This is a genomic window from Chromatiaceae bacterium, assembly GCA_016714645.1.
Lineage (GTDB): Bacteria > Pseudomonadota > Gammaproteobacteria > Chromatiales > Chromatiaceae > M0108.
The window spans coordinates 743,323-766,381 of record JADKCI010000001.1 but is presented as its reverse complement, the minus strand read 5'-3'; the positions used below and the strand labels follow the sequence as shown (position 1 = coordinate 766,381).

The following is a 23,059-nucleotide window of genomic DNA, read 5'->3' as shown; positions in this document are numbered from 1 at the left end:
TCTCCCGAGTGATTATTCGCCAAGCCCCATCTTGATGTAGCCCGTGGGACAAACATCGGCGCAGATATGACACCCAATGCACCGCATGTAGTCGGTGGCCACGTAGCGCCCGGTGGTGTTCTCGCCCTTCTTGACCCGATAGACGGCGTCCTGGGGGCAGAAGATGACGCAGTTGTCGCACTCGAAGCACATGCCGCAACTCATGCAGCGCTTGGCCTCATCAATGGCCTCGGTCTCCGACAGGCCGATGACGCGCTCCTTGAAGTGGCCCAGAACCTCTTCGGCCGTGGGCACCTCTTCCTTGCGCAGGTTGCGGGCGTGGTAGCCAAAGTGGCCGAGGAAGAGCTCGTTGTGGGGGATGACCTCGGCGGCGGAGCGGTCCTCGTAATTATGGATGGCCCAATTACCATCCGAGGTGCCGCGCATATCGCCGCGCTCGCTGGGTTCAAACCTCTCGGGTGCCAGATGCGCCTCTTCCATTTTCCGCAGCAGATCGAAATGATGAACGTCAACCTTGGGCCGGCGGCTGAACTCTTCCTGCCGGAGATACTCATCGATAGAGTCGGCGGCCACCGAGGCCTGACCGATGGCGGTCGTCAACAAATGCGGCCGGATGATGTCGCCAGCGACAAAGTGCCCGGGCCGGTTGGGAACCTGATGGAACTTGTCGGCATTGATGAGGCCCCGGCCATTATCCATGACCTCAATACCGGTAAGATCACCGCCCTGGCCGATGGCGGAGACGATCAGATCAGCCTCGAGAATGCGTTCGGTGCCCTCGACGGGGATGGGCCGCATACCCTCCATCTTGCAGTCACAAACCTTGAGGCCGATGGCCCGGCCTTCCGCATTCTTGATGAGCGCCAAGGGCATAACGCCATCCAGGACGGTAACGCCCTCGGTCAGGGCATCATGGACTTCATGTTCGGCCGCGGTCATCTTGTCCCGCGTGAAGAGGGAGGTCAGGGTGACCTCCGCGCCCTGGGCCGCCGCAGTGACGGCGGCGTCATGAGCCACATAGCCATCGTGAATGACGGTCTCGGGAAGATCGGAAGGCTTGGCGTTCTGGATGTGTCCAATGCGGCGGGCCACGGAGACCACGTCTACGGAGGTATCGCCACCGCCCACGCACACCACCTTGTCGGCGGTGACCTTCATGCGGCCCTCATTGAAGGCCTTAAGGAAGGCGACGCCGGAGACGCAGTTGGGAGTGCCAGCCCAGCCTTCGACGGGTAGACCGCGACCACTTTGGCAACCGATGGCCCAGAGAATGGCGTCGTAGTCCTTTTCCAGTTGCTCGATGCTGACATCCTGGCCAACCCGAACGCCAAATTTCACCTCGACCTGGCCCATGTCCAGGATGCGCTGGATCTCGGCATCGAGCTTGTCGCGAGGGACGCGATACCCGGGAATACCGAACTTGAACATGCCACCCAAGCCCTGGTTGGACTCGAAAATAGTGCAGCCATGGCCCTTGCGGCGCAATTGATAGGCCGCCGCCAGGCCCGCCGGACCACCCCCAATGATGGCAACCTTGCGGCCGGTGTCGGGACCGGCGACGAAACCGTAACCCTTGGCGATAGCGGTATCACCAATATATTGCTCGACGGCGTTAATACCGACGAAGTCTTCCAGTTCATTACGGTTGCAACCATCCTGGCAGGGCGCGGGACAGACACGACCCATCATGGACGGAAAGGGGTTTGCATCGGTGGAACGACGGAAGGCGTACTCCTGCCATTCCACCCCAACCGGCGGCTTTTCCTGCTGGCGTACGATGGCCAACCACCCACGGATATCTTCGCCCGAGGGGCAGGAACCCTGACAAGGTGGCGTCTTATGCACATAGGTTGGACACTTGTGCGTGGTGTCCTGCACAAAAATTTTCTGGGTCAGATTGCCCCATTCCTGCTGGCCATCTTGATACCGTCGCCAGGAAACCTTGGTCTTCATCTCGTCGCTGGAAGTCGCCATGTATTGTTCTCCTTACCAGTGGGAACCCGTGTTTTGATCCGATTACCGGGGCGGCAGGGGTCGCTCCGGCGCAATATTAGTCGCCGATCAGTCCTCGTCGTCCTCGGACTCATCGTCATCCTCGTCAAGGTCATCATCCTCCCCCGGGGTCAGAATGATGGCGTTGGAAACCAGTTGGTGGACGCTGACAATCTGCTCCATCTCCATGCCGTAGTAAGGCAGGACCTTGGTGAACTGACTCTTGCAGATGGCGCAGATGGCGGCCATGTGGGTGACGCCCTTCTCTTGAATAACGTTGTTGAGGGCCGTCATGCGCGGCAGTGCGCCCTTGACCCGCAACTCCATGAGGTCATCGGTTAAGAGTCCGCCACCGCCCCCGCAACAGAAGGTGCGTTCACGGATGGTGTCTTCGTCCATGTCATGGAAGTTGTTGCACACGGCCTTGATGACGGCGCGGGGTATATCGAACTGCCCCCCCGGGTCCGGACCCATGCGGCTGGCTCGCGCCACGTTACAGGAGTCGTGAAAGGTCAACACCATGTCGTCATTTTGCGACTTATCCAGATTCAGCTTACCCCGCTGGATCAAGTCATTCGTAAACTCGCAAATGTGCTGAGGCACTGGATAATTCGGGTCCAGGAAGTCCCAGGGGCCCGCCAGCGTATTGAGGAAGCTATAGGCGACGCGCCAGGCATGGCCACATTCACCGAAGACGATACGCTTGACCTTGAGGGCGATGGCCGCCTCGCGGATACGCTGCGAAATCCGGCGCATGTTCTCGTAGGAGCCGATGAACATGCCAAAATTGGCCGCCTCCGAGGCGATGGTGCTCAGAGTCCAGGAGACGCCGGCCTCATGAAAGACCTTGCCGTACCCGATCAGTCCATCAACATGAGGCTCGGCAAAAAAATCGGCCGAGGGCGTCACCAGCAGGATGTCGGCACCGACCACATCGATGGGATAACGAACCTTGACCCCGGTGTCATCAAAGACATCCTCCTCCAGTCCTTCGAGGGTGTCACGGAGGGCAGGGCCTGGGAGGCCCAGGTTGTTGCCTATCTTGTAAACCTTGGCGATGATCTCGTTGCAGTATTTCTGCCCAACGCCGATGTGATCCATGATTTCCCGCGCGGCCATGGAGATTTCGGCGGTGTCGATCCCGTAGGGGCAGAAGACCGAGCAGCGACGGCACTGGGAGCACTGGTGGAAATAGCTGTACCAGTCATCCAGCACCTCCTGGGTCAGGTCCTCGGCACCTACCAGCTTGGGAAAGTACTTGCCGGCCAGGGTGAAATAGCGCCGATAGACCTTGCGCAGCAAATCCTGACGGGCGACCGGCATATTCTTGGGATCACCGGTACCGATGTAATAGTGGCACTTGTCGGTGCAGGAGCCACACTTCACGCAGGCGTCCAGATAAACCCGTAGGGAGCGATATCGGCCCAGCAGATCGCCCATCTTATCGATGGCCTTCTCCTGCCAGTCGTCCACCAGAACCCCCGGGAAGCCCAAGGGTTCTTGATGCTCCGGCTTGGCCACGAAGGGCCGCGAATGGGCCATAACCCCTGGCGTGACGGCGGGGATTTCGAGATAGGGCTGGAGTTCGGGAACCTCCAGTTTAACCTTAGCCATGATTCGACCTCATCCGCGTATCGTGTCTTGTCTTGCCTTCGGCCAGGACGGTGGGCCTTGCCCGATCCGAACTGCCAGCCAAACTTATTGTTCGAACCGCTTGGCCCAAGGCGCCAGATGCCTCTGCTCCCGCGGGTTATCCACCTGGTTGCGCGACGGGCTGAAAAAGAGCCCGGGTGCGTGAAGTAGCTTGCTGAAAGGAAAGACGATCATCAGGATGACAACCAGCAGCATGTGCAACAGCAGCAAGGGGTCCGCAGGCAGGGGCTGGATGTGGAACCGCATAAGCCCCAGGAAGAACTGCTTGACCGAGATGACATCGACATGGATGACAAAGCTCATGCCCAGTCCCGTCAGGCCTATGCCGATCAAGAGGGCGAGAATAAGGTGGTCCGAGGGTCCCGTGATATAGCGAACGCGATCCACCAGAAAGCGCCGCGACCAGAGACCGGCGAGCCCCACAACCATCGCCATCCCCCCGTAGATACCGAAGGGCTGAATTAGCTGAATCGGCAGCCAAACCGGATCCATAAAATAGCGAAGATGGCGCAAGGTAACCAGGAGGAGGCCAAAGTGAAAAATCCAGCCGAAAATCCAGGTCCACTTATTGCCCTTGAATAGGCTCTCGAAAAGGACAACCTCACGGGCAAGTCGAAAGATTACGCCGCTTTGGGTAACGGGCGCCGGCGTCGTTGGGATCTTAAGAGGCGCGGGGGTGCGCGCGTACTGCAAGATCTTGTTCGCTAGGCCAGCCAGGAGCACCAGGGTGGCAAAGTAGAACAGCGAGGCATATACAAGTGTCAGGAATGACATGCTACCGCTACCTTCGGTGAATCCGTCGGAGACACGGGGATGGCGTTTGCCCCGGTCTGGTTATCTCTCGTCACCGCCTAAGCCTACCCAGGCATTACGGAGTCGCATTCATGGGTTCCTGGTTCTGGTTCCCCGTACAACCCCGTGGTCCGCGGTTTACATAAGTCACCCCGCGGACCGGTTAGCCCGGCAGGGGATCAGACGCAGCCGGTCGGCTTCGGCAGGCCGGCGTAGCGGCAAGCCTGTTTGGACGGTCCATAAGGGAACAGGCCATAGAGGTACTTACTGGTGCCCTTGTCCTTGCCCAATTTCTTGCCAACGGCCTTGGTCAGAACCCGCACGGCGGGAGCGATTTGATACTCCTCGTAGTACTCGCGCAGGAAGTTGATGATGTCCCAGTGCTCATCGGTCAGTTCCAGGTCATCCTCCTTGGCCATGACACCCGCAACGCCGGGAACCCAGTCGTTGATATTGGCCAGATAACCTTCTTCGTCGGTTTCAAAAGTCTTGCCGTCGACCACGATTGGCATGATGAAAATCTCCTCGATTGGTTACAAAACAGGGGTTACAACCAGGCCTGGACTTTGTCGTTTTCCACGGCCAGATCCACGAAACCGGCATAGTCCACGACTTTGATGCCATCGATCAGACGATCCTCGCGGAAACCGCGGGCCTTGATGTCCGGGCCAAGAACGTAGACCGACACCTTGCCGAGCCCAACCTTTAGTTGTGCCTCGGCGCTCGAACCCGCCAAGGCGGCATAAACACCATCCTCCATGAGGAGAACAGATGCCCCTTGGGAGGCAAACTTGAGGCAGGACTCCAAAGAGTTGCGCTCGAAGGGGGACTTGTTGACAGTGTGCAGGATACTCATGGAAACCCTCCTTAGAAGCTGAAGACCACGTCGGATTCATCCATGAGCTCGGTCACACGGGCGGAGTCCACCACCTCGACGATGTTTTCGATTTCCTCCTCCGTCTCCATGTCCTCATAGGCGATCGATACCAGATCGTCCTGGGTCAGGCCACGGGCCGCGAGGGAATCCGCGTCCACGAAGATGTACTTGACTTCGTAATCGCCCAGCGTGCGGTAGGTGGGCGAGAAATTCTTCATGCCAATGCCCGCGGTGTCCTGGCCCTTGACCAGTTGAAAGACGCCGTCATCGACGAACATGAGATTAACTTCCTGATCGAAGGCCGCCCCGATCAGAACAACTTCCAGGGACTCCCAGGCATAGATGGTGCCATAGGGGGCCCTGCGGTTGAGGTACATGAATTTCTTCACGACTTCGGACATGACGCTTACCCCTATTAGTCACCAAAGACGACGAGACGATCCGACTGAATAGCCGCCTCGACCAATTGCCCGAGCCCGGAGATACGGAACCTGGGATGAATGTTGGTGGCGTCCTTTCGATTACGCTGGGCCTCGCCATCGTCCACGATACCGCGTCGCTGGGCCGCGGCCACGCAGACAACCATATCCAGGTCGTACTTTTCGGCCAGGTCCGCCCAACGATTGACCACGTGGCGATCATCCTGGGGCGGAGTCGTCAGACGCGTCGCGTTGTTGACCCCATCGTGATAGAAAAAGACCCGAAAGACTTCATGCCCCTTCTCCAGGACGTTCTTGGTAAAGAAGTAGGCAGAGTCGGACGCCTGGTGTTGATAGGGTCCTTCATTGATCTGAATTGCAAACTTCATTGCGACCTCGATCTGATTCGGCCCTCCAGCCCCTTAAGGCTAGAGGGCCTTCGCCCTAGAAGCGGATGTAGTTGGAGGCGTTGAAGCTGGCCCGCGCGCCACGCCAGGTATCGATGTGATACTTGGTGAAGGGCAGCTCGACCTCTTCGAAGAATCGCGGCCAGCCGATGCGCTCAATCCATTCGTTGACGCGCTCCCAATCCTGGGCGCCTTCCTTGTAGGCCTTGAGGATGCGCTTGACGATGGCGGTCGCCTCGGGCCAACGCGGCGGGTTATTGGGGATACCAGCGGCCACCAGCTTCTGGAAGGTGGGCTTACCACGTGCATTGGAGTGGTTGCCACCGACCCAGATCGCCAGCTTGGAGTGCTCGGCATCATTGATCTGCATGGGCGGACAGGGCGGGAAGCAGGCGCCGCAGCAGATGCACTTGCGCTCGTCCACTTCCAGAGAGGGCTTGCCGTTGACGATGGCCGGACGGATGGCGGCCACGGGGCACCGGGCAACCACGGAGGGGCGCTCGCAGACATTGGCCACCAGGTCGTGGTTGATCTTGGGTGGCTTGGTGTGCTGGATATTGATGGCGATATCGCCCTGCCCACCGCAGTTGATCTGGCAGCAGGAGGTGGTGATATGCACCCGGTTCGGCATATTGGCGTTTTTGAACTCATCTATGAGTTCGTCCATCATGGACTTAACAACGCCGGAGGCATCGGTGCCCGGGATGTCGCAATGCAGCCAGCCCTGGGTGTGGGAGATCATGGCCACCGAGTTCTGGGTGCCGCCCACGATAAAGCCCGCCTCCTCGACGGCCTTGATCAGGGGGTCGACCTTGGCGGCATCGGCCACCATGTACTCCAGATTGGAGCGCAGGGTAAAGTGGACGAAGCCGTCCCCAAACTGCTCGCCAATATCACAGAGCTTACGCAGGGAGAAAAGGTCCAGGATACGCTGAGTACCAACCTTTACGGTCCATATCTCGTCCCCACTGTAAGCCACATGACGCAGGACGCCAGGCTTCGGGTGCTCATGGTACTTCCACATACCAAAATTCTTGCGCTGCACGGGGTGCATATACTGCCAGGGATCGGGACATCCGGTTTCGATCGGCTCACGCATGTCGGCTGCTGCCATCGCCTTTCCTCCAAGAATGCTGTTAGGTCTTGAAACGGTTCCGGGCACGGCGCCCCCCGGGGGGCGCCGGCCGCGTGGGGTGCTAGCCGGCCTCGGCCTTGCGCTCGAACCAGGCCTCGGCGGCCTCGTCCCAGCCATCCATGCGGATGTAGGAACTCTGGCGCGGGTGGCTGAGCATGTTGGGATCCGGCTCGACACCGATCCCTTCGAGGAAGTTGGCCAGACCAATGCGCTCGATCATCTCACCGCAGCGCTCATGCTCCAGACCATTCTCGGCCCAGAAGTCGATGATGGTGGCGCCCAGTTCGACCATGGATTCCCAGTCTTCCTCGGTCTCCAGCTTCTTGAAGGGTACGAGCACGGTGCCCATGAGATCGCCGATCTTCAAGGTGCGCTTGCCACCGATCAGGATGGTGACGCCCTTGTCATCGCCGGGATGCAGGGCCTTGGGCATGACGTTCAGGCAGTGCATGCAGCGCACGCAATCGCGATTGTTCACCGCCAGGGTATCGTCGTCGTTGAGCGACAGGGCCTTGGTGGGGCAGCGGGTGATGACGTTGTCGATGTAGTACTGACGACCCTTGTCGGCGACATAGGCCTTGACCTCGGCCTGATCGACCTTCATGTCATCGCGCCAGGTGCCAATGACGGCAAAGTCGGCGCGCTCGATCGCATTCTGGCAATCGTTGCCGCAGCCGGAGACCTTGAACTTGAACTTATAGGGCAGGGCCGGACGGTGCACGTCGTCCACGAAGTTGTTGACCAGCAAGCGGTGGGCCTTGAGTTCGTTGACGCAGGACATCTCGCAGCGGGCCGCGCCCACGCAGGACATGGCGGTTCGCACGCAGGGGCCGGCGCCACCCAGATCCCAGCCATACTCGTTGATCTCATCAAAGAAGTGCTGGGTTTTGGCGGTATCGGTGCCAATGAACATGATGTTGCCGGTCTGACCATGGAAAGTCACCAGACCCGACCCGTACTTCTCCCAGCTATCCGCGAGCTGACGCAACATAGCGGTGGAGTAGTGGTTGCCCGCCGGCGGCTGAACACGCAGCGTGTGGAATTCCTTGGATTTCGGGAAGGCCTTGCCGACCTCGGAGAAGCGGGGAATGATGCCGCCGCCATAACCATAGACGGAGACGGTGCCGCCCTTCCAGTAGCCCTTACGGGTCTCGTAGGAGTGCTCGAGCTGGCCGAGCAGGTCGTTAGTAACCTCATTGATGCGCGATTCCGGATGCTCATCGCGGAGACGCTTGATGCCGCTGATGAAGCTCGGCCAAGGGCCGGTCTCCAACTGATCGAGCATCGGAGTATTGTGCTTTTCAATAGCCATTGCGCTGTCTCTCCTGTCTTTCTAAAGCGGAAAGGTTTGGAAGCCTTATTGTCACGGTCTCGCGGCTTGATAAGGGTCGCGGGGCCCCATAATTTGGATCTTACGAGCGGCGGGTCAGCCGCGCCTTGTGGTCTTGCCACCTGCCTTAGGGCGGGTACAAACTGTGTCGCACTCCAATATACCCCAGAGGCCAGAGGCGGGCTATTCCACTGACGGGGAGATATTCCCGCCCTGCTCATATCTCTTAGGGGATAGTCATGACTCTAGTTTTTACCCGCTTTGCGAGATCAACCGAGCAGGTAACCCCCGGCCGCTGAACACTGGCGACCGGACACGAATTATCATAAATCTTACGGCATTAGTTACAGCCGGTCAATGATCGATAATATAACCTTATGCTAATCCACTCAGCCGCCATCGGGTCCTTGGCGACCCTTCCCGTAGTCTTCAGCCACCCTTTTCAGCCCCCGCTCGACGACTTTCATTAGGGGCCGCCACCGTTGCATTCCCCCGCGGTGGCGGCATATCCCTCCCCAGACTTCAATCCTAGCGGAAATCCAAACGCATGTTGAAACTCAGCGACATTCTGGTAGCCAACAAGGAAATTGAATCCTTTGAGGAACTTGCGCCCATCATTCAGGGCATTGCCCGCAGCGGGGAGCGCTTCTTCCGCATCGATCTCAAACCGCCTTACCCCGATACCCCGGAAAACTGGGAGGATCGTCTCGAGGCGGCCTTTAGCGGCCTGATTCGTTAGACCCACACACGCTACCAGGATAACGCCATGGACCTTAACCTTCTGGAAATCAACAGCCGACGCCTGGCTGAAACCGCTGCGGATGCCGTCATCAACCTGGCCGCCGAGCAGGCCGCCCTGGAATCTCATCTGGGAGCCTTGCGGGAGCGGCTGGATCACCTTACGCGCAGGGGGGCCGGGGCCGCCGAACTCGCGGATGTCCGTCTGCAAATGGCTCGCGCCCTGGTTGGCCTGGAACGAGGGGAAGAGGCCTGGGCCCTGGGTCGGGAGGTGCTTGACGTCTTCATCGCCCACGAAGACTTTGAGTCTGCGGCCGATGCCTGCGACGTCCTCTTCCAAGCCGATCAACCCCAATCCCTGGCGGCCCTTGGCCAGGGAATCTGGCTGGCGGTCACCTACCCCATGGACCCGGACCTGTCAGTGGAACTCCTGACTCACATCGTCGAGGAGACCCCGACGACGCGGATGGCGCGGCCGTGGCAGCCACCACCGCCCTCTTCCTGGCCGACATCCGCGCGGAGGGGACTCAGCGGGAAAACCTGATGTTCTTCACCAACCAGATCCTCGGCCAGGTGGCACGCCGCCATGGTGCCGTGGACAGCCAGGAGGCCTTTGACTATTGGATGGAGAAGCTCGAACTCAAGCAACCCGAGAAATTTCTGGTCCGACTGCGCAACGTGGTTGATGTCCTGGTTCAGGATGACTGGTGGTTCGACCGCGAGGCCCTGAGCGAGCGCCTGCCTGTAAACTAACGGGAACACACCATGTTTTGGCAAGAAAATCCCAGCGAACAAGACTGCGAGGTCACGGCAGAGGTCGTCGATATCCTCTTCGCGCTCGACTGCAAGCGACTGCCCGTTGACCATGCCCATGCCCTTGCCAGCGCCATCATTGATGCGCTGCCCTGGTTTAGCGACGAGGCCGATGCGGGGGTACACAGCATTCACGTCGCCGGCTCCCAGAATGGTTGGGAACGGCCAACGCACGGCACCGAAAGTCATCTCATCCTCTCGCGCCGCACCAAGCTGGCGATACGCTTGCGTCAGGAGCGACAGGATGACCTGATTCAGGGCCTGCGCGGGCGCACCCTGGACGTAGCCGGTTGCCCTCTCACGATCGGCGAGGCGAAGATCAAGCCCCTCAGCAAGGACACCACCCTTCTGGCCCGCTATGTTGTCACCCAGGAAGGCGATGACGAAGAGGCCTTCCTGACGCGCATGGCACGGGAACTTCATCACCTTAATATCGGCGTTCGCAAGGCCCTGTGCGGCAAAACCACCACCCTCACCATCCCCGGCGGGGGCTTGCAAACCCGCAGCCTCCTGCTGGCCGATCTGTCCCCCGCGGAATCCATCCGTCTCCAGGTCACTGGATTAGGATCGCACCGCCACATGGGGTGTGGCCTCTTCATTCCGCACAAGGGCATAGACTCGGTGCGCAAATAGGCTGGCACCGCCTGGGTTTCGAGGTCGTGGGAATCGTCAACTAACCTTTAGCTTCAGCAAAGCCCCCGCCTTGAGGGACTAGCCGTCACCCAGTCAAGCGGTAGCAAACCCAAGAGGTGGGGGACCCATCCCTGGTCCCCTCACTGACTAGGGCAAATCTAGACGCCCAGCAGCAAACGCGACGGGTCCTCGAGCATCTCCTTGATGGTGACCAGGAACTGGACGGCATCACGGCCATCGATGATGCGATGGTCGTAGGAGAGGGCGAGATACATCATGGGTCTTGCGACGATCTGTCCCTGTACCACCATGGGGCGCTCCTGAATCTTATGCATACCGAGGATGGCGCTTTGGGGCGGATTCAGGATAGGCGTAGAGAGCAGGGAGCCAAAGATGCCCCCATTGGTGATGGAGAAGGTGCCGCCCGTCAGGTCCTCGAAGCTCAGGCTTCCGTCCTTTGACTTGCGACCAAAGTCGGCTATGCCCTGCTCCACGCCGGCCATGGTGAGTTGATCGCAATTGCGCAGAATGGGGACCACCAAGCCACGCGGGCTGCTGACGGCGATACCGATGTCATAGTAGCCGTGGTAAATGATATCGGAGCCATCCACCGAGGCGTTCACGATGGGGAAGCGCCGCAGGGCCTCCACCGCGCCCTTAACGAAGAAGGACATAAAGCCCATGCGCACGCCATGGGCCTTCTCAAACTGATCCTTGTATTTGTTGCGCAGCTCCATGATGGGCTGCATATCCACCTCATTGAAGGTGGTCAGGATGGCGGCGGTCTGTTGAGCCTGAACCAGGCGTTCGGCGACGCGTGCCCGCAGACGCGTCATGGGCACGCGCTGCTCGGGCCGGCCCGCCTCGCCGCTCAGCGCCGGGGCTTGGGTAACCCGCGGAGTCATATCGAAATCGGCGGCGGGGCGACTGGCCTCACGCTGGTCAAGATGGGCCACGACGTCGCTCTTATGGATGCGCCCATCCTTGCCGCTACCGGCGATCTCGGCGGGATTGAGATCGAGCTCCTTGACCAGGCGGCGGGCGGCCGGCGCCAGAATGGCACCGGGCTCCGACACCGCGCCAGCGGGGACACTGGCGCTGGCAGTCGGCTTGGCAGGCTCGGCCCCGGCGACTGGCGCGAAACTGACGGCGCCGATGCGGCCAAGGACGGTACTGGCGGTAACCACTTCGCCGACCGCCATGAGAATCTCGGACAACTGCCCATCGGCGGGCGCGGGCACCTCCAGGACCACCTTGTCCGTCTCCAGATCGACCAGGCTTTCGTCTTTCCTGACCGGGTCGCCCGGCTTCTTATGCCAGGCGAGGACGGTGGCATCGGCGACGGACTCCGGGAGGGCGGGAACGAGGACTTCAGTAGTGATTGTCATAGCGGGATCCTGCGATTCTGTTTTTCGTTGAGCTGGCCAGAGAGGGCCTCGTCAATAAGGCGCTCCTGCTGTTCGACATGAACGTTACGGTGGCCAACCGCCGGAGCGGCGGAGATGGCCCGCCCCGCGTAGCACACCTGTCGATTGTCCGCCAGCAGGCGGTGGAAGCGGTGCTTGATCTGGTCCCAGGCACCTTGGTTCTGGGGCTCCTCCTGACACCAGATGAACTGGGTCGCGGCGGTGTAGGGGGCCAGGGCGGCGGCGAACTGATCTCTGGGAAAGGGGTAGATCTGCTCCAGACGCAGGATGGCCACGTCCGTGAGACCACGCGCCCGTCGCGCCTCCAGCAGGTCGTAATAGACCTTGCCGCTACACATCACCACCCGCTTCACCCCCGCCACAACCAGGGCATCGCTCTCGCCGATCACCGGCTGAAAACGGCCATGCTCCAGGTCGTCCAGGCTGGAGGTCGCCAGACGATGGCGCAGCAAGCTCTTGGGCGTCATGACGATCAGGGGCCGACGGTAATTCCGCAGCATCTGGCGGCGCAGTAGATGGAACATCTGGGCCGGGGTACTGGGGACACAGACCTGAATATTATCCTCGGCGCAAAGTTGCAGGTAACGTTCCAGGCGGGCCGAGGAGTGTTCCGCGCCCTGGCCCTCCAGGCCATGGGGCAGCAGCATCACCAGGCCACAATCCAGATTCCACTTGGTGCCAGCGGAGGTGATGAACTGGTCGATCACCACTTGGGCCCCATTGGCGAAATCACCAAACTGGGCTTCCCAAAGGGTAAGGTCATTGGGCTCGGCCAAGGCATAGCCATACTCATAAGCCAATACCGCCTCCTCCGACAGGATGGAATCGATGGCAATGAAGGGTCCCTGGCTCTCGCTCATGTGCTGCAGGGGGGTATAGCTCTCCCCCGTAAGCTGGTCGTGAATTTTGGCATGGCGATGGAAGAAGGTGCCACGGCCGCAGTCCTGTCCCGAGAGGCGCACCGGAAAACCGGCGTCAACCAGACTGGCGTAGGCCAGGTTCTCGCAGAATCCCCAGTCGGCCAACTGATCGCCCTTGGCCATCTTGCGCCGCTCGTTCCAGATCTTACTGACCCGGGGATGAAGCTCGAAGCCATCGGGTACCCGCAGCAGTCGCTGGGCCAACTCTTGAAGTTTGGCGCGCGCTACGCCCGTATCCACCTCCTGGTCCCAGCCCTTGCCGGCAAAGGCCCGCCAGGAAACCCGAAAGGCGTTGTCCAGCCCGCACATGACAGGGCGGGCCATGACCACCCCATGCTCGATAGAGTTACGATACTTCTCGACCAGGGCCTCCGCGTCCTCCTTGCCCAAGATGCCCAACTCGGCGAGCCGCTGCGCGTAGACCTCCCGGGCCGTGGGATGGGCGCGGATCTTCTTGTACATCATGGGCTGGGTAACGGCGGGCTCGTCGGCCTCGTTGTGACCCAGGCGGCGGTAACAGATCAAATCGATGACGACATCCTTGTGGAACTCGTTCCGGTAGTCCAGGGCCATGCGAGTAACAAAAATGACCGCCTCCGGGTCATCGCCGTTCACGTGGAAGACCGGGGCCTGAACCATCTTGGCCACATCAGTGCAATAGGGCGTGGACCGGACATCCAAGGGGTGGCTGGTGGTAAAGCCGATCTGATTGTTGACCACCACATGCAGGGTCCCACCGGTGCCGTAACTGCGGGTCTGGGAGAGCTGCAGGGTCTCGGGCACCACGCCCTGACCGGCGAAAGCCGAGTCACCGTGGATGAGCAGGGGAAGGACCTGGTCACCGGTTCGATCGCGGCGGCGGCGCTGGCGGGCCCGCACCGAGCCCTCGATGACCGGATTGACGATCTCCAGATGGGAGGGGTTGAAGCCCAGCACCAGGTGGACGCCCCCGCCAGGAGTCTCCACGTCGGAGGAGAAGCCCAGGTGGTACTTGACATCCCCAGCCTTGTCTCCGACATGGGGGACGCGGCCTTCGAATTCGTCAAAGAGGGTCTTGGGCGGCTTGCCCAGCAGGTTAATGAGGACATTGAGTCGGCCGCGATGGGCCATGCCAATGACGACCTCCTTGATGCCCTTGCGCCCGGCACGCTGGATCAACTCATCCATCAGGGGAATCATGGCCTCGCCGCCTTCCAGGGAAAAGCGCTTCTGGCCAACATAACGGGCGTGGAGATAGCGCTCCAGCCCCTCCGCCGCCGTCAGCAGGGTCAACAGCCAACGCCGATCCTCGGACTCCAATTCCGGCTTAGCCCGATAGCCCTCCAACCGCTTCTGAATCCAGCGTTTTTCCTCAACGCTGGTGATGTGCATATACTCTGAGCCCACGGCCCCGCAGTAAATCTCCCGCAGGAGGGCAACGATATCGCTCAGACGCATGCGGTCGGGGGCGTAGAGGGAGCCCGTATGGAAAACCTGATCCAGATCCGCCTCGCCCAACTGGTAAAAAGCCGGGTCCAAGTCCTGAACCGGGGGCTGCTCGCGCAAATGAATGGGATCCAGGTCGGCGGCCTGATGGCCGCGATAGCGATAGGCATTGATAAGCCGCAGGACCGCGGACTGCTTCTCCGCCGCCGCTGGCTCCAGTCGTTCCGAGGAGCGGACCAAAGGCCGGACATGGCTCTCCCGCGCCAGGCGCAGAAAATTTTCCTTGACGGGACCGTGGGGTATATCATTCGCGGCCCCGCCGCGCATGACGTCGAAGCGTTGCCGCCAGGCCAGATCCACGCTCTCGGGGTCGGCGAGGTACCGCTCGTACAGGTCTTCGATGAAGGCCGCGTTGCCTCCATACAACGCGCCCGAGGCGCGAAACATCTCGATCAAAGCGCTCATGGTGGTAATAAACTCCGCAGGTTGAGCCTGTCTTTATCGATGCACCTCTGGCGGGCGCTTGGATTCAGTCATGACTTCGCCACTGGACTCAACCCTGGTGTAGCACACCCAGACCGAGGCCAGTTCGGATGACAATAGTCAATTAAGCCACTGTATAGCACAATAAGGGCAGTCATGGACAAGAGATTGCCGCACCCCATTCCTTGGACGCCTACGAATGTTTTGGGCCCCGCCAGACAGGCCTTGGCGCGCCTGGCCTACGCAATCTTCACTTCACAAATCCTGGCGCTAGGTTATACTCAGCCGTAAATAATAGCGCTAACCGCTTCGCGCCCACACCCCCCAGGCACGCTTCCTCTGTACACCCATTCTCGCTCAGACCAGGCCAGTGCCCACTGGACGGTCCCCATTTCACCCCCTTCTCCCCCTGTCGTCCCGTTGCGACGTCGACCGGAGTCCTTGGGATGCTCCACCTTTGGCGCATCCCATCCAGGAGTTTTCATGCCCTTTTCTTCCCTCGGCCTCAGGGCCGAATTGCTGCGGGCGATTAACGCCCAAGGCTATGATGTTCCCACCCCTATTCAGGCCCAGGCCATCCCGCCGGTACTCGCCGGTGGCGACATCCTGGCGGGTGCCCAGACCGGCACCGGCAAGACCGCCGCCTTCGCCCTGCCCATTCTCCAGCTTCTCCATGGCCGGGCCAGAACCGGCCGTCAACCCCGGGCCCTGGTGCTGACGCCCACCCGCGAACTGGCGGCCCAGGTTGAGGAAAGTTTCCGCACCTATGGGCAATTCCTGCCGCTGCGCACCGCCGTTATCTTCGGGGGCGTCGGCATCCAGCCCCAGGTGGAGCGGTTGCGGGTTGGTGTCGATCTGGTAGTAGCGACTCCCGGTCGGCTGCTGGACCATGCCGGTCAGGGCACCATCGACCTGTCCCGCATCGAGATCCTGGTCCTGGACGAGGCCGATCGCATGCTTGACATGGGCTTCATCCATGACATTCGCCGAGTGCTGCGACTCCTGCCGCCGCGCCGCCAGAATCTGCTCTTCTCCGCCACCTATTCCGCCGAGATCGAGCAACTCGCCACCGGCATCCTGCGTTCACCGACCTTCATCGAGGTTGCGCGTCGCAACGATACCGCCGACCTGGTACGGCAACTGGCCCACCCGGTGGACAAGACCCGCAAGCGCGAACTGCTATCCCACCTGATCCACGCTGGCGGCTGGGAGCAGGTACTGGTCTTTACGCGCACCAAGCATGGCGCCAACCGGCTGTCCGATCAGTTGGCAACCGATGGGATCAGCTCCGCGGCCATCCACGGGAACAAGAGCCAGAGTGCCCGCACCCGGGCCCTGCTGGGCTTCAAGCAGGGCGAAGTACGGGCACTGGTAGCAACCGACATCGCCGCCCGGGGTCTGGACATCGACCGGCTGCCCCATGTGGTCAACTACGAGTTGCCCAATGTCCCGGAGGACTATGTTCACCGCATCGGGCGCACCGGCCGCGCCGGCTCGGAGGGCACCGCCCTGTCGCTGGTCAGTCCGGACGAACATAAGCTGCTGGCCGACATCCAGCGATTGCTCAAGCGGAAGATCCCCCTTCATACCATCCTGGGCTTCGAGCCACTCCCCATGGGTTCCGCCCCTCCGGATCCGGAACCCGTGCGCTTTCACCGGCCGCGCCCGGCGACAAACGCCAAGCCCCAGGGTCCTAATCCGCATCGGCAAGGCCCGCCGCGGCAGGGCACGAGCGGGCACAGGATGCGCCAGGCGGGTTGATCAGGATGCTAGGAGCCCCGCACCCCCTTCTTCCCGGGCTTGCGCAAGCGGCCCGGAATCCGACCGTCGATTAAGTTGTGTATTGATTATTCGACCGTTCTTCTTTTGCCAATACACATAAGATCTATCGAGACAGAAGAGACATGAACATTTACGTTGGCAACCTCTCATACGGCGTCACCGAGGACGAACTACGCGAGGCCTTTGGGGCTTACGGCGAAATCTCCAGCGTCAGCCTAATTAGCGACAAGTTCTCTGGCCAGTCTAAGGGCTTTGGCTTCGTGGAGATGCCCAACAACTCCGAGGCGGATGCCGCCATCAAGGCCCTCAACGAGACCCCCCTCAAGGGGCGCAACATGCGCGTCAACCAGGCCAAGCCCCGCACCGACCGTCCCCAGCGCAGTGGCGGCGGTGGTGGCGGCCCTGGCGGTGGGCGCCGCTACTAAGCGGCGTTCCGTGGCGACGGTCTTGCGCCGTCGTCCAGCCCCTAAAGGCCGGTAGCCAACTACCGGCCTTTTTTATGCTCCCAGAAACGAATGCCCCGAGGAGCCGACCTGGTTTCAGCGGAAGGGCCGCAGATACCACCACTCGAAGGCGCGCTTCAGCCAATGAAACAGCCGGCTGGAGGGCAGCATCAGGTTGTGTTTCTCGGTACGGGCCACCAACATGCCCCGATCCATGGCATCGACGATACACACCAGTTCGACCTTGAAGGTCTTGCTGGGCGCCTCGCCCCGGAACTCCGCCAGCAGGTTCCCGACGGCCGCCCTGGCCTGGAGGTCCGCCATGTGGGCCTGCTTGGGCATCCAGTCCGGTCCCGGAAAGCTGCCGGAATCACCCGCGACATAGACCCGCTCCAGGCTGGCAACCCGGCACTGGGCATCCGCCTGGATTAGGCCGCCAGGGGAACGGGGCAGATGAGTCTTATCAAACCAGGTGTTGCCGGTCATGCCGGGCATAAAGAGAATGAGATCGGCGGCGAAATCCCCCCCCTCCGTGCTCACTTGGGTATCACTGAAGCCCTTGAGTTTGTGACCGAGATGGGTCTCGATATCGCGCTTACGCATCTCGGCCATCAGGCCCACGACGGCCTTGGGACCCAGCCGATTACCCGGCTTGTCCGCCGGGCTGAAAAAGATCAGCTTGAACTTATCCCGACGTCCCTCCTGGCGCAACTGGCGATCGATACCAAAGAGGAACTCGAACATGGGCCCACCCCGCATAGCCTGGGGCTCCAGAGGGTTACCAGCGAATCCCAGGGCGATGACACCCCCCTTCATCTCGCGAAGGCGATCGCGGATGCGCTCAGCGGCGGCGATCCCCTCGCAGGGGGTAATGGCGTGCTCGATGCCGGGCAACTTCTTGATGAAGCGCCCGCCAGAGGCGATGATGAGGCCATCATTTTCGACGGGGCCAGCGCTGGTCTCCAGTAACCGGCCATCGGCGCTCAGGCTCAGGGCCTCCGCCCCCCGGTGCTCGACCCCCAGGCGGCGGAAAAAGGGGGCAAGCGGCAAGCGCAGATCCTCGGCGCGCCGCAGGCCCGAGGGGATCCAGATGAGACCGGGCAGATAGACGAATTCGGCCTTCGGGCTCACCACCGAGATCTGAATACCGCCGGCCTTGTGGAGGGCGCGGACGGCGGTCATGGCGGCGAAGCCGGCACCAACGACGGTGACGCGAGGCATGAGGCTCTCCTGATGGGATACTTGTATGATCATGAGACGTGACGCGCTGCCAGCCGTAGCAGAGAGCGACAACGCCTCGCGGCGCTAGCGGGTCACTTTAGGATAAGGGGGAAGTGTACAGATGAAGCCAAGAACCTTCGACACCATCATCATCGGCACGGGACCGGCGGGCGAGGGCGCCGCCATGAAGCTCTGCAAGGCGAGCCAGAAAGTCGCCGTGATCGAGGCCCACGACAAGGTGGGGGGTGGCTGCACCCACTGGGGCACCATCCCCAGCAAGGCCTTGCGTCACTCCATCCAGATGCTGGCCGACTACCGGCGCAACCCCTTGTTTCAACATACCCTCGACCAGGTGGAAGTGGAGTTCCCCGACCTGATCAGGGCTGCGGACCATGTTATCGAGGCCCAGGTCCGCACCCGTTACCGCTACTATCACCGCAACCGGGTGGATGTGATCTTTGGTCAAGCACGGTTCGTCGATGACCACCATATACAGGTGCCCCGGCCGGAGGGCGTGGCCGAGATCCTCGGCGCGGAACACTTCGTCATCGCCACGGGCTCCCGCCCCTACCACCCTCCGGATATTGACTTCGGCCATCCACGCATCCTTGACAGCGATTCGGTGCTGCGGCTCGGCCACACTCCACGTTCCATCACCATCTACGGGGCCGGCGTCATCGGCTGTGAATACGCCTCCATTTTCGCCAATCTCGACGTCAAGGTGAACCTGGTCGATACCCGCGACCGTCTCCTCTCCTTCCTCGACGACGAAATTACCGACGCCCTCAGCTACCACCTACGTCACCAGGGCGTCGTCATCCGCCACGACGAGGCCTACGCCGCAGTGGAGGCCGATGAGGATGGGGTGGTACTTCATTGCCAGTCTGGCAAGAAGTTCAAGACCGATCTGCTACTCTGGGCCAATGGCCGCAGCGGCAATACCGCCCATCTGGGCCTGGAGGAGATCGGCCTGACCCCCAACCGGCGTGGCCAACTCGACGTCAATGCCAGCTACCAGACCGCCCTGCCGCACATCTACGCCGCTGGCGACGTGGCCGGCCCACCCGCCCTTGCCAGCGCCAGCTACGATCAGGGCCGCTTTGTCGGTGCCCACATCGCCGAAGGTGCGTGCGACTGGTCCCTGATTGAGGAATTCCCCACCGGCATCTACACGGTCCCGGAGATCAGCTCCCTGGGCCGCAATGAGCGCGAACTCACCGCCGCCCAGATCCCTTACGAGGTCGCCCACGCCAACTTCCGCACCCTGGCCCGCGCCCAGATCACCGGGCACACGGTCGGCATGCTCAAGATCCTTTTTCACCGCGAAACCCTGGCGATCCTCGGCATCCACTGCTTCGGTGAACAGGCATCGGAAATCGTCCACATCGGCCAGGCCATCATGTCCCAGAAGGGGGAGGCCAATAGCCTGCGCTACTTCGTCAACACCACCTTCAACTACCCCACCATGGCCGAGGCCTACCGAGTGGCGGCATTAAATGGGCTCAATCGCCTATTTTAAAAGCGGCTATTTGGCAACTGGAGGCAGAAAGCGCCGCATATGGCGCGCAAGCACCGTAGGATTGGTGCCCTCGACAGGATTCGAACCTGTGACCTACCGCTTAGGAGGCGATCGCTCTATCCTTCTGAGCTACGAGGGCAAAAGGAAACATTTTTCCAGGGCCGCATCTGGCGGCGCCGTGAAGCGCCACTGCGGGGACAAGATTTTATGTCGCTGGGCAAGCCAGTGTCACGCCCGGTCCGCGAACATCACTTGGACTTCTTACCCTTGCCTGCCGTCTTGGCGGCGTTGACCTTCTTTTCCTTATTTTCGACCTGGACCTCCGTTGGCTCCTTGACCTTCTTTTCTCTGGATTTGGTGTCCTTAGCCTTCTTTTCGGGTTTTGCCGGCTTATCCGCGACCTCCAAGGGCTGCGTTGCTGTCTCGGCTTTGGGGGCCTTGGTGGCTCTAGGCGTCTTCACTTTGGGCATTTTGTCCACGATCATCTTGTCATCCTGAGTCTTCTTTTCGGGCTTGGCCGGCTTAACCGCGTCCTCCAGGGGCTGCGCTGCTGTCTCGGCCTTGGGGGCCTTGGGGGCCTTGGGGGCCTTGGGGGCCTTGGGGGCCTTGGGGGCCTTGGGGCTTTGGGGGCTTTGGGGGCTTTGGGCGTCTTCACTTTGGGCATTTCGTCCACGATCATCTTGGCGACCTTGGCAGGCTTCTCCTCTACATCGACGAAAACGGGTGCCTCGTCCTTGGGAGGCTTAAGGGACTTCGGGGCTTTGACTTTGGGGGGGGTAACCCCTGAAATTTCGGCCTCGGACGCCTCGGCATGAACGACAGACTTAGCCCTCGGCGACTTCCTGACCTCGGTAGTCTTGACAGCCTGTTCTTCGGCCAGGGTGGCCCGGGCGGCCGCTATAATCTGGGCCGCGCGGCTGGCTCGGAAACCTGGTACGGCGGACAAGGCCTCGGGGCTGGCGTTGGCGATATCCTCGATAACTCGGAAGCCATGCTTGTTCAGGATGGCGGCCGTGGCCCCGCCGACACCTGGTAGCGAAGTGATGAACTTAGCCATGCAATCCTCTCAAAGGTAGTGTTGGTTATTGGTGGGCAAAGTGAGCAACATAGGGGATATGATGGACCTTGACAATCCCATGTCGCCAATGTTTGATCGAAATGAAGGCCTAATAGCGACGAATCGCGCGAAATTCTGGCTTAAGGGGAGCTCTGGCCTCCTAGCAATGAGATCACCGAGGTTAAAAGAAAATCACCATGACCGCCAGTCAAACCAAATCACCCAGACTCTGGACCAGCACCCCCATCCAGGGGAGCCAGTTGCCGGGATCCAAGGACATCAACCGCCGCATTCTGGCCGCCTTTCAAGCACTGGATGCGGCTGACTTCTCGTCTCGCACCCACTTTTTTGGTGGTCGCTTCGAGAACCTCTATCTGGAACGTCAACGCATCCCGGAACTGGATCGCGTGCTAGGCTATGCTGAGTCCTGCGCCCGCGCCATCCTCAATTATGGCCACAAGCCCCTGAGACTGGGCTTCTGGTTCAATGCCCAAGGGCCTGGGCAGGATACCAGCATCCATAACCATGACGAAAACGACGAACTCCTCTCCGGCGTCTACTACATCCAGGTGCCCGACCAATCGGGCGAACTCGTCCTGTTGGACGGGCAACTGACGACGCGCCTGATGCCCAAGGCCGGGAATTTCCTCTTCTTCCCGCCCTCGCTACCTCACCGGGTAGAGGTGAACCGGAGCCAGGAACAGCGCCTGTCGCTGGCCTTCAACTTCGGACCCCTGGCGCCGGCTTGAGGCCGCCCGGCGGATGGCGGGCTATTCTCACTCTAGGACCAGGCGCTCCACCTCGGCCAGCACGACCCGGCGGCCATCCAGGGTAGTGAAATGGCGGCCCGCCACATCCGCGCGGCGGGCCTGGTAGATGACGATAGCCCCGGTATTGGCATTGATCACCTGGACCGAAACCACCCCGCGACCCGCTTCCCAGCCCCAATAGAGCCATAGCAGGCTGCCGCTAACCATGGCGACCAGCAAGCCATAGGCCAAGGCCCGGACTCTCGCCAGGGAGATCAGCGGGGCTTGAGGAGGGGATTGGGGACCCGGAGGCGGCCCACCGCCCCGCCGGCGTGTACGTATCGCCCAGTAGATGCCGAGAATGACCGCCAGGGCGAGGAAGATCTTGCTTAACATAGCGGGCAAAGGTAGCACATTTGGTCAGGTTCGCGGTTGCGGGCCTGGAAGGTAGGGGCTTAAGATCCTCCCCCATGAACACCCAGCCGTCCCTGATCCCTAATAATTTTTCCAGCCTCTGTTGCCTGTGCCTGGTGGCGGTGCTGGTCATGGCCTGCAACCGACCGCCCGAACCCACCCTCAACCTTTACCGGGCGATCCACGTCGGGGACCTGGACCAGATCAAGCGCCACCTCTACTGGGGAACGAATATCAACCAGGCGGGGGCTGATGGGGATTATCCCCTGCATGTGGCCGCCCGACGCGGCCACCTGGTGGTAGTCGAGGAACTCCTCGAGCATGGCGCCGCCCTGGATGTCCGCGACGCCAGCCAGCGCACCCCGCTGCAAGCCGCCTTGCTGGCCGGCAAGACCCAGACCGCGCGCATCCTGTTCCGACGGGGCGGTCAAGAGGACACTCAGGCCCTGCTAGCGCAACTCGTGGAAGAGGGTGTGTCGGATCGCGATGTCCTGGCCCTGATTGTTGCCCAGGGGGCCGACGTCAACGCCGCGGATGCCTCCGGGGGGCGACCCCTGCATCATGCCGTGACCGGCGGCCAGATCCTGGTAGTCAAACGCCTGATCACCCTGGGTGCCGAGGTCAACCTGACCGATGCCCAGGGACGTACGCCCCTGGCCCTTGCCAACGCCAGCCGCCGGCGGGACATTGCCGCCCTCCTGGAATCCTTCGGCGCGAGTTCGTTGCCGGCCCCATCAATACCTGAAGCAGCCCCTTGGAGAGCCATTCCATAACCTTGGGTTTCTTCCAATTTCCCGCATGCCAGAGGATTAAAACTCTGTTTTTTCATG

Annotated in this window: 22 protein-coding genes, 1 tRNA gene and 1 pseudogene; 8 read left to right on the top strand and 16 right to left on the bottom strand. The window is 61.0% G+C overall.

Going from position 1 to position 23,059, the window contains the following annotated elements:
* Window positions 1-12: 12 nt before the first annotated feature.
* The 9 genes from IPN92_03495 to dsrA form a co-directional block, all read right to left on the bottom strand.
* A complete protein-coding gene (locus IPN92_03495) occupies window positions 13-1,974 on the bottom strand; it encodes an NAD(P)-binding protein (GenBank protein MBK8637378.1) in 1,962 nt (653 codons plus the stop codon).
* Window positions 1,975-2,061: 87 nt separating this feature from the next.
* Window positions 2,062-3,606 (bottom strand): (Fe-S)-binding protein, encoded by a 1,545-nt coding sequence (locus tag IPN92_03490; GenBank protein MBK8637377.1) that lies wholly within the window; start codon window positions 3,604-3,606, stop codon window positions 2,062-2,064.
* An 84-nt stretch (window positions 3,607-3,690) separates the two neighbouring features.
* A complete protein-coding gene (locus IPN92_03485; protein ID MBK8637376.1) occupies window positions 3,691-4,419 on the bottom strand; it encodes a respiratory nitrate reductase subunit gamma in 729 nt (242 codons plus the stop codon).
* 197 nt (window positions 4,420-4,616) lie between these two features.
* Window positions 4,617-4,949: a TusE/DsrC/DsvC family sulfur relay protein gene (locus IPN92_03480; protein ID MBK8637375.1), complete on the bottom strand. Its 333-nt coding sequence runs from the start codon at window positions 4,947-4,949 to the stop codon at window positions 4,617-4,619.
* Between the two features lie 35 nt (window positions 4,950-4,984).
* Window positions 4,985-5,293 carry a sulfurtransferase complex subunit TusB gene (gene dsrH, locus IPN92_03475; GenBank protein MBK8637374.1) on the bottom strand — a complete coding sequence of 103 codons (309 nt, stop codon included), beginning with the start codon at window positions 5,291-5,293 and terminating at the stop codon, window positions 4,985-4,987.
* 11 nt (window positions 5,294-5,304) lie between these two features.
* Window positions 5,305-5,715 carry a sulfurtransferase complex subunit TusC gene (gene tusC / locus IPN92_03470; GenBank protein MBK8637373.1) on the bottom strand — a complete coding sequence of 137 codons (411 nt, stop codon included), beginning with the start codon at window positions 5,713-5,715 and terminating at the stop codon, window positions 5,305-5,307.
* A gap of 14 nt (window positions 5,716-5,729) precedes the next feature.
* The gene (tusD, locus tag IPN92_03465; GenBank protein ID MBK8637372.1) at window positions 5,730-6,122 is read right to left on the bottom strand and encodes a sulfurtransferase complex subunit TusD; all 393 of its coding nucleotides are present in this window, start codon (window positions 6,120-6,122) and stop codon (window positions 5,730-5,732) included.
* 55 nt (window positions 6,123-6,177) lie between these two features.
* Complete coding sequence (dsrB, locus tag IPN92_03460; GenBank protein ID MBK8637371.1) at window positions 6,178-7,254, bottom strand: dissimilatory-type sulfite reductase subunit beta; 1,077 nt, start codon at window positions 7,252-7,254, stop codon at window positions 6,178-6,180.
* Window positions 7,255-7,336: 82 nt separating this feature from the next.
* Window positions 7,337-8,587, bottom strand: a complete 1,251-nt coding sequence (gene dsrA / locus IPN92_03455) for a dissimilatory-type sulfite reductase subunit alpha (GenBank protein ID MBK8637370.1) — start codon at window positions 8,585-8,587, stop codon at window positions 7,337-7,339.
* 565 nt (window positions 8,588-9,152) lie between these two features.
* Between dsrA and IPN92_03450 the strand changes: the two genes are divergently transcribed.
* From IPN92_03450 to cas6, 3 genes and pseudogenes are all read left to right on the top strand, one after another.
* Complete coding sequence (locus tag IPN92_03450) at window positions 9,153-9,344, top strand: sulfur relay protein DsrC (protein MBK8637369.1); 192 nt, start codon at window positions 9,153-9,155, stop codon at window positions 9,342-9,344.
* Between the two features lie 27 nt (window positions 9,345-9,371).
* Window positions 9,372-10,096 (top strand): annotated as a pseudogene (locus IPN92_03445) (hypothetical protein).
* A gap of 12 nt (window positions 10,097-10,108) precedes the next feature.
* Window positions 10,109-10,789 carry a type I-MYXAN CRISPR-associated protein Cas6/Cmx6 gene (gene cas6, locus IPN92_03440; GenBank protein MBK8637368.1) on the top strand — a complete coding sequence of 227 codons (681 nt, stop codon included), beginning with the start codon at window positions 10,109-10,111 and terminating at the stop codon, window positions 10,787-10,789.
* A gap of 158 nt (window positions 10,790-10,947) precedes the next feature.
* On the opposite strand, the gene odhB is transcribed toward cas6, so the two are convergent.
* Window positions 10,948-12,171, bottom strand: a complete 1,224-nt coding sequence (gene odhB, locus IPN92_03435; protein MBK8637367.1) for a 2-oxoglutarate dehydrogenase complex dihydrolipoyllysine-residue succinyltransferase — start codon at window positions 12,169-12,171, stop codon at window positions 10,948-10,950.
* Between the two features lie 2 nt (window positions 12,172-12,173).
* The gene (locus IPN92_03430) at window positions 12,174-15,026 is read right to left on the bottom strand and encodes a 2-oxoglutarate dehydrogenase E1 component (GenBank protein MBK8637366.1); all 2,853 of its coding nucleotides are present in this window, start codon (window positions 15,024-15,026) and stop codon (window positions 12,174-12,176) included.
* 501 nt (window positions 15,027-15,527) lie between these two features.
* Here IPN92_03430 and IPN92_03425 point away from each other — a divergent pair.
* Window positions 15,528-16,805 carry a DEAD/DEAH box helicase gene (locus IPN92_03425; protein MBK8637365.1) on the top strand — a complete coding sequence of 426 codons (1,278 nt, stop codon included), beginning with the start codon at window positions 15,528-15,530 and terminating at the stop codon, window positions 16,803-16,805.
* Between the two features lie 143 nt (window positions 16,806-16,948).
* Window positions 16,949-17,251, top strand: a complete 303-nt coding sequence (locus IPN92_03420; protein ID MBK8637364.1) for an RNA-binding protein — start codon at window positions 16,949-16,951, stop codon at window positions 17,249-17,251.
* A gap of 114 nt (window positions 17,252-17,365) precedes the next feature.
* Here IPN92_03420 and IPN92_03415 read toward each other — a convergent pair whose 3' ends face one another.
* Window positions 17,366-18,490 (bottom strand): NAD(P)/FAD-dependent oxidoreductase, encoded by a 1,125-nt coding sequence (locus tag IPN92_03415; protein MBK8637363.1) that lies wholly within the window; start codon window positions 18,488-18,490, stop codon window positions 17,366-17,368.
* Between the two features lie 121 nt (window positions 18,491-18,611).
* On the opposite strand from IPN92_03415, the gene sthA reads away from it, so the two are divergent.
* A complete protein-coding gene (gene sthA / locus IPN92_03410; protein ID MBK8637362.1) occupies window positions 18,612-20,009 on the top strand; it encodes a Si-specific NAD(P)(+) transhydrogenase in 1,398 nt (465 codons plus the stop codon).
* A 62-nt stretch (window positions 20,010-20,071) separates the two neighbouring features.
* Here the strand turns inward: sthA and IPN92_03405 are convergent.
* From IPN92_03405 to IPN92_03395, 3 genes are all read right to left on the bottom strand, one after another.
* Window positions 20,072-20,148, bottom strand: a tRNA-Arg gene (locus tag IPN92_03405).
* Window positions 20,149-20,257: 109 nt separating this feature from the next.
* A complete protein-coding gene (locus tag IPN92_03400) occupies window positions 20,258-20,494 on the bottom strand; it encodes a hypothetical protein (GenBank protein MBK8637361.1) in 237 nt (78 codons plus the stop codon).
* Window positions 20,491-21,066, bottom strand: a complete 576-nt coding sequence (locus IPN92_03395; GenBank protein ID MBK8637360.1) for a helix-hairpin-helix domain-containing protein — start codon at window positions 21,064-21,066, stop codon at window positions 20,491-20,493. Before IPN92_03395 ends, IPN92_03400 begins: the two co-directional genes overlap by 4 nt.
* 197 nt (window positions 21,067-21,263) lie before the next feature.
* Here IPN92_03395 and IPN92_03390 point away from each other — a divergent pair, with 197 nt between their 5' ends.
* Entirely contained in the window at window positions 21,264-21,815 is a 552-nt protein-coding gene (locus IPN92_03390) for a hypothetical protein (GenBank protein ID MBK8637359.1), read from the top strand.
* 27 nt (window positions 21,816-21,842) lie between these two features.
* On the opposite strand, the gene IPN92_03385 is transcribed toward IPN92_03390, so the two are convergent.
* Window positions 21,843-22,211: a hypothetical protein gene (locus tag IPN92_03385; protein ID MBK8637358.1), complete on the bottom strand. Its 369-nt coding sequence runs from the start codon at window positions 22,209-22,211 to the stop codon at window positions 21,843-21,845.
* 74 nt (window positions 22,212-22,285) lie between these two features.
* Between IPN92_03385 and IPN92_03380 the strand changes: the two genes are divergently transcribed.
* Window positions 22,286-23,002, top strand: a complete 717-nt coding sequence (locus IPN92_03380) for an ankyrin repeat domain-containing protein (GenBank protein ID MBK8637357.1) — start codon at window positions 22,286-22,288, stop codon at window positions 23,000-23,002.
* Window positions 23,003-23,059: the final 57 nt, after the last annotated feature.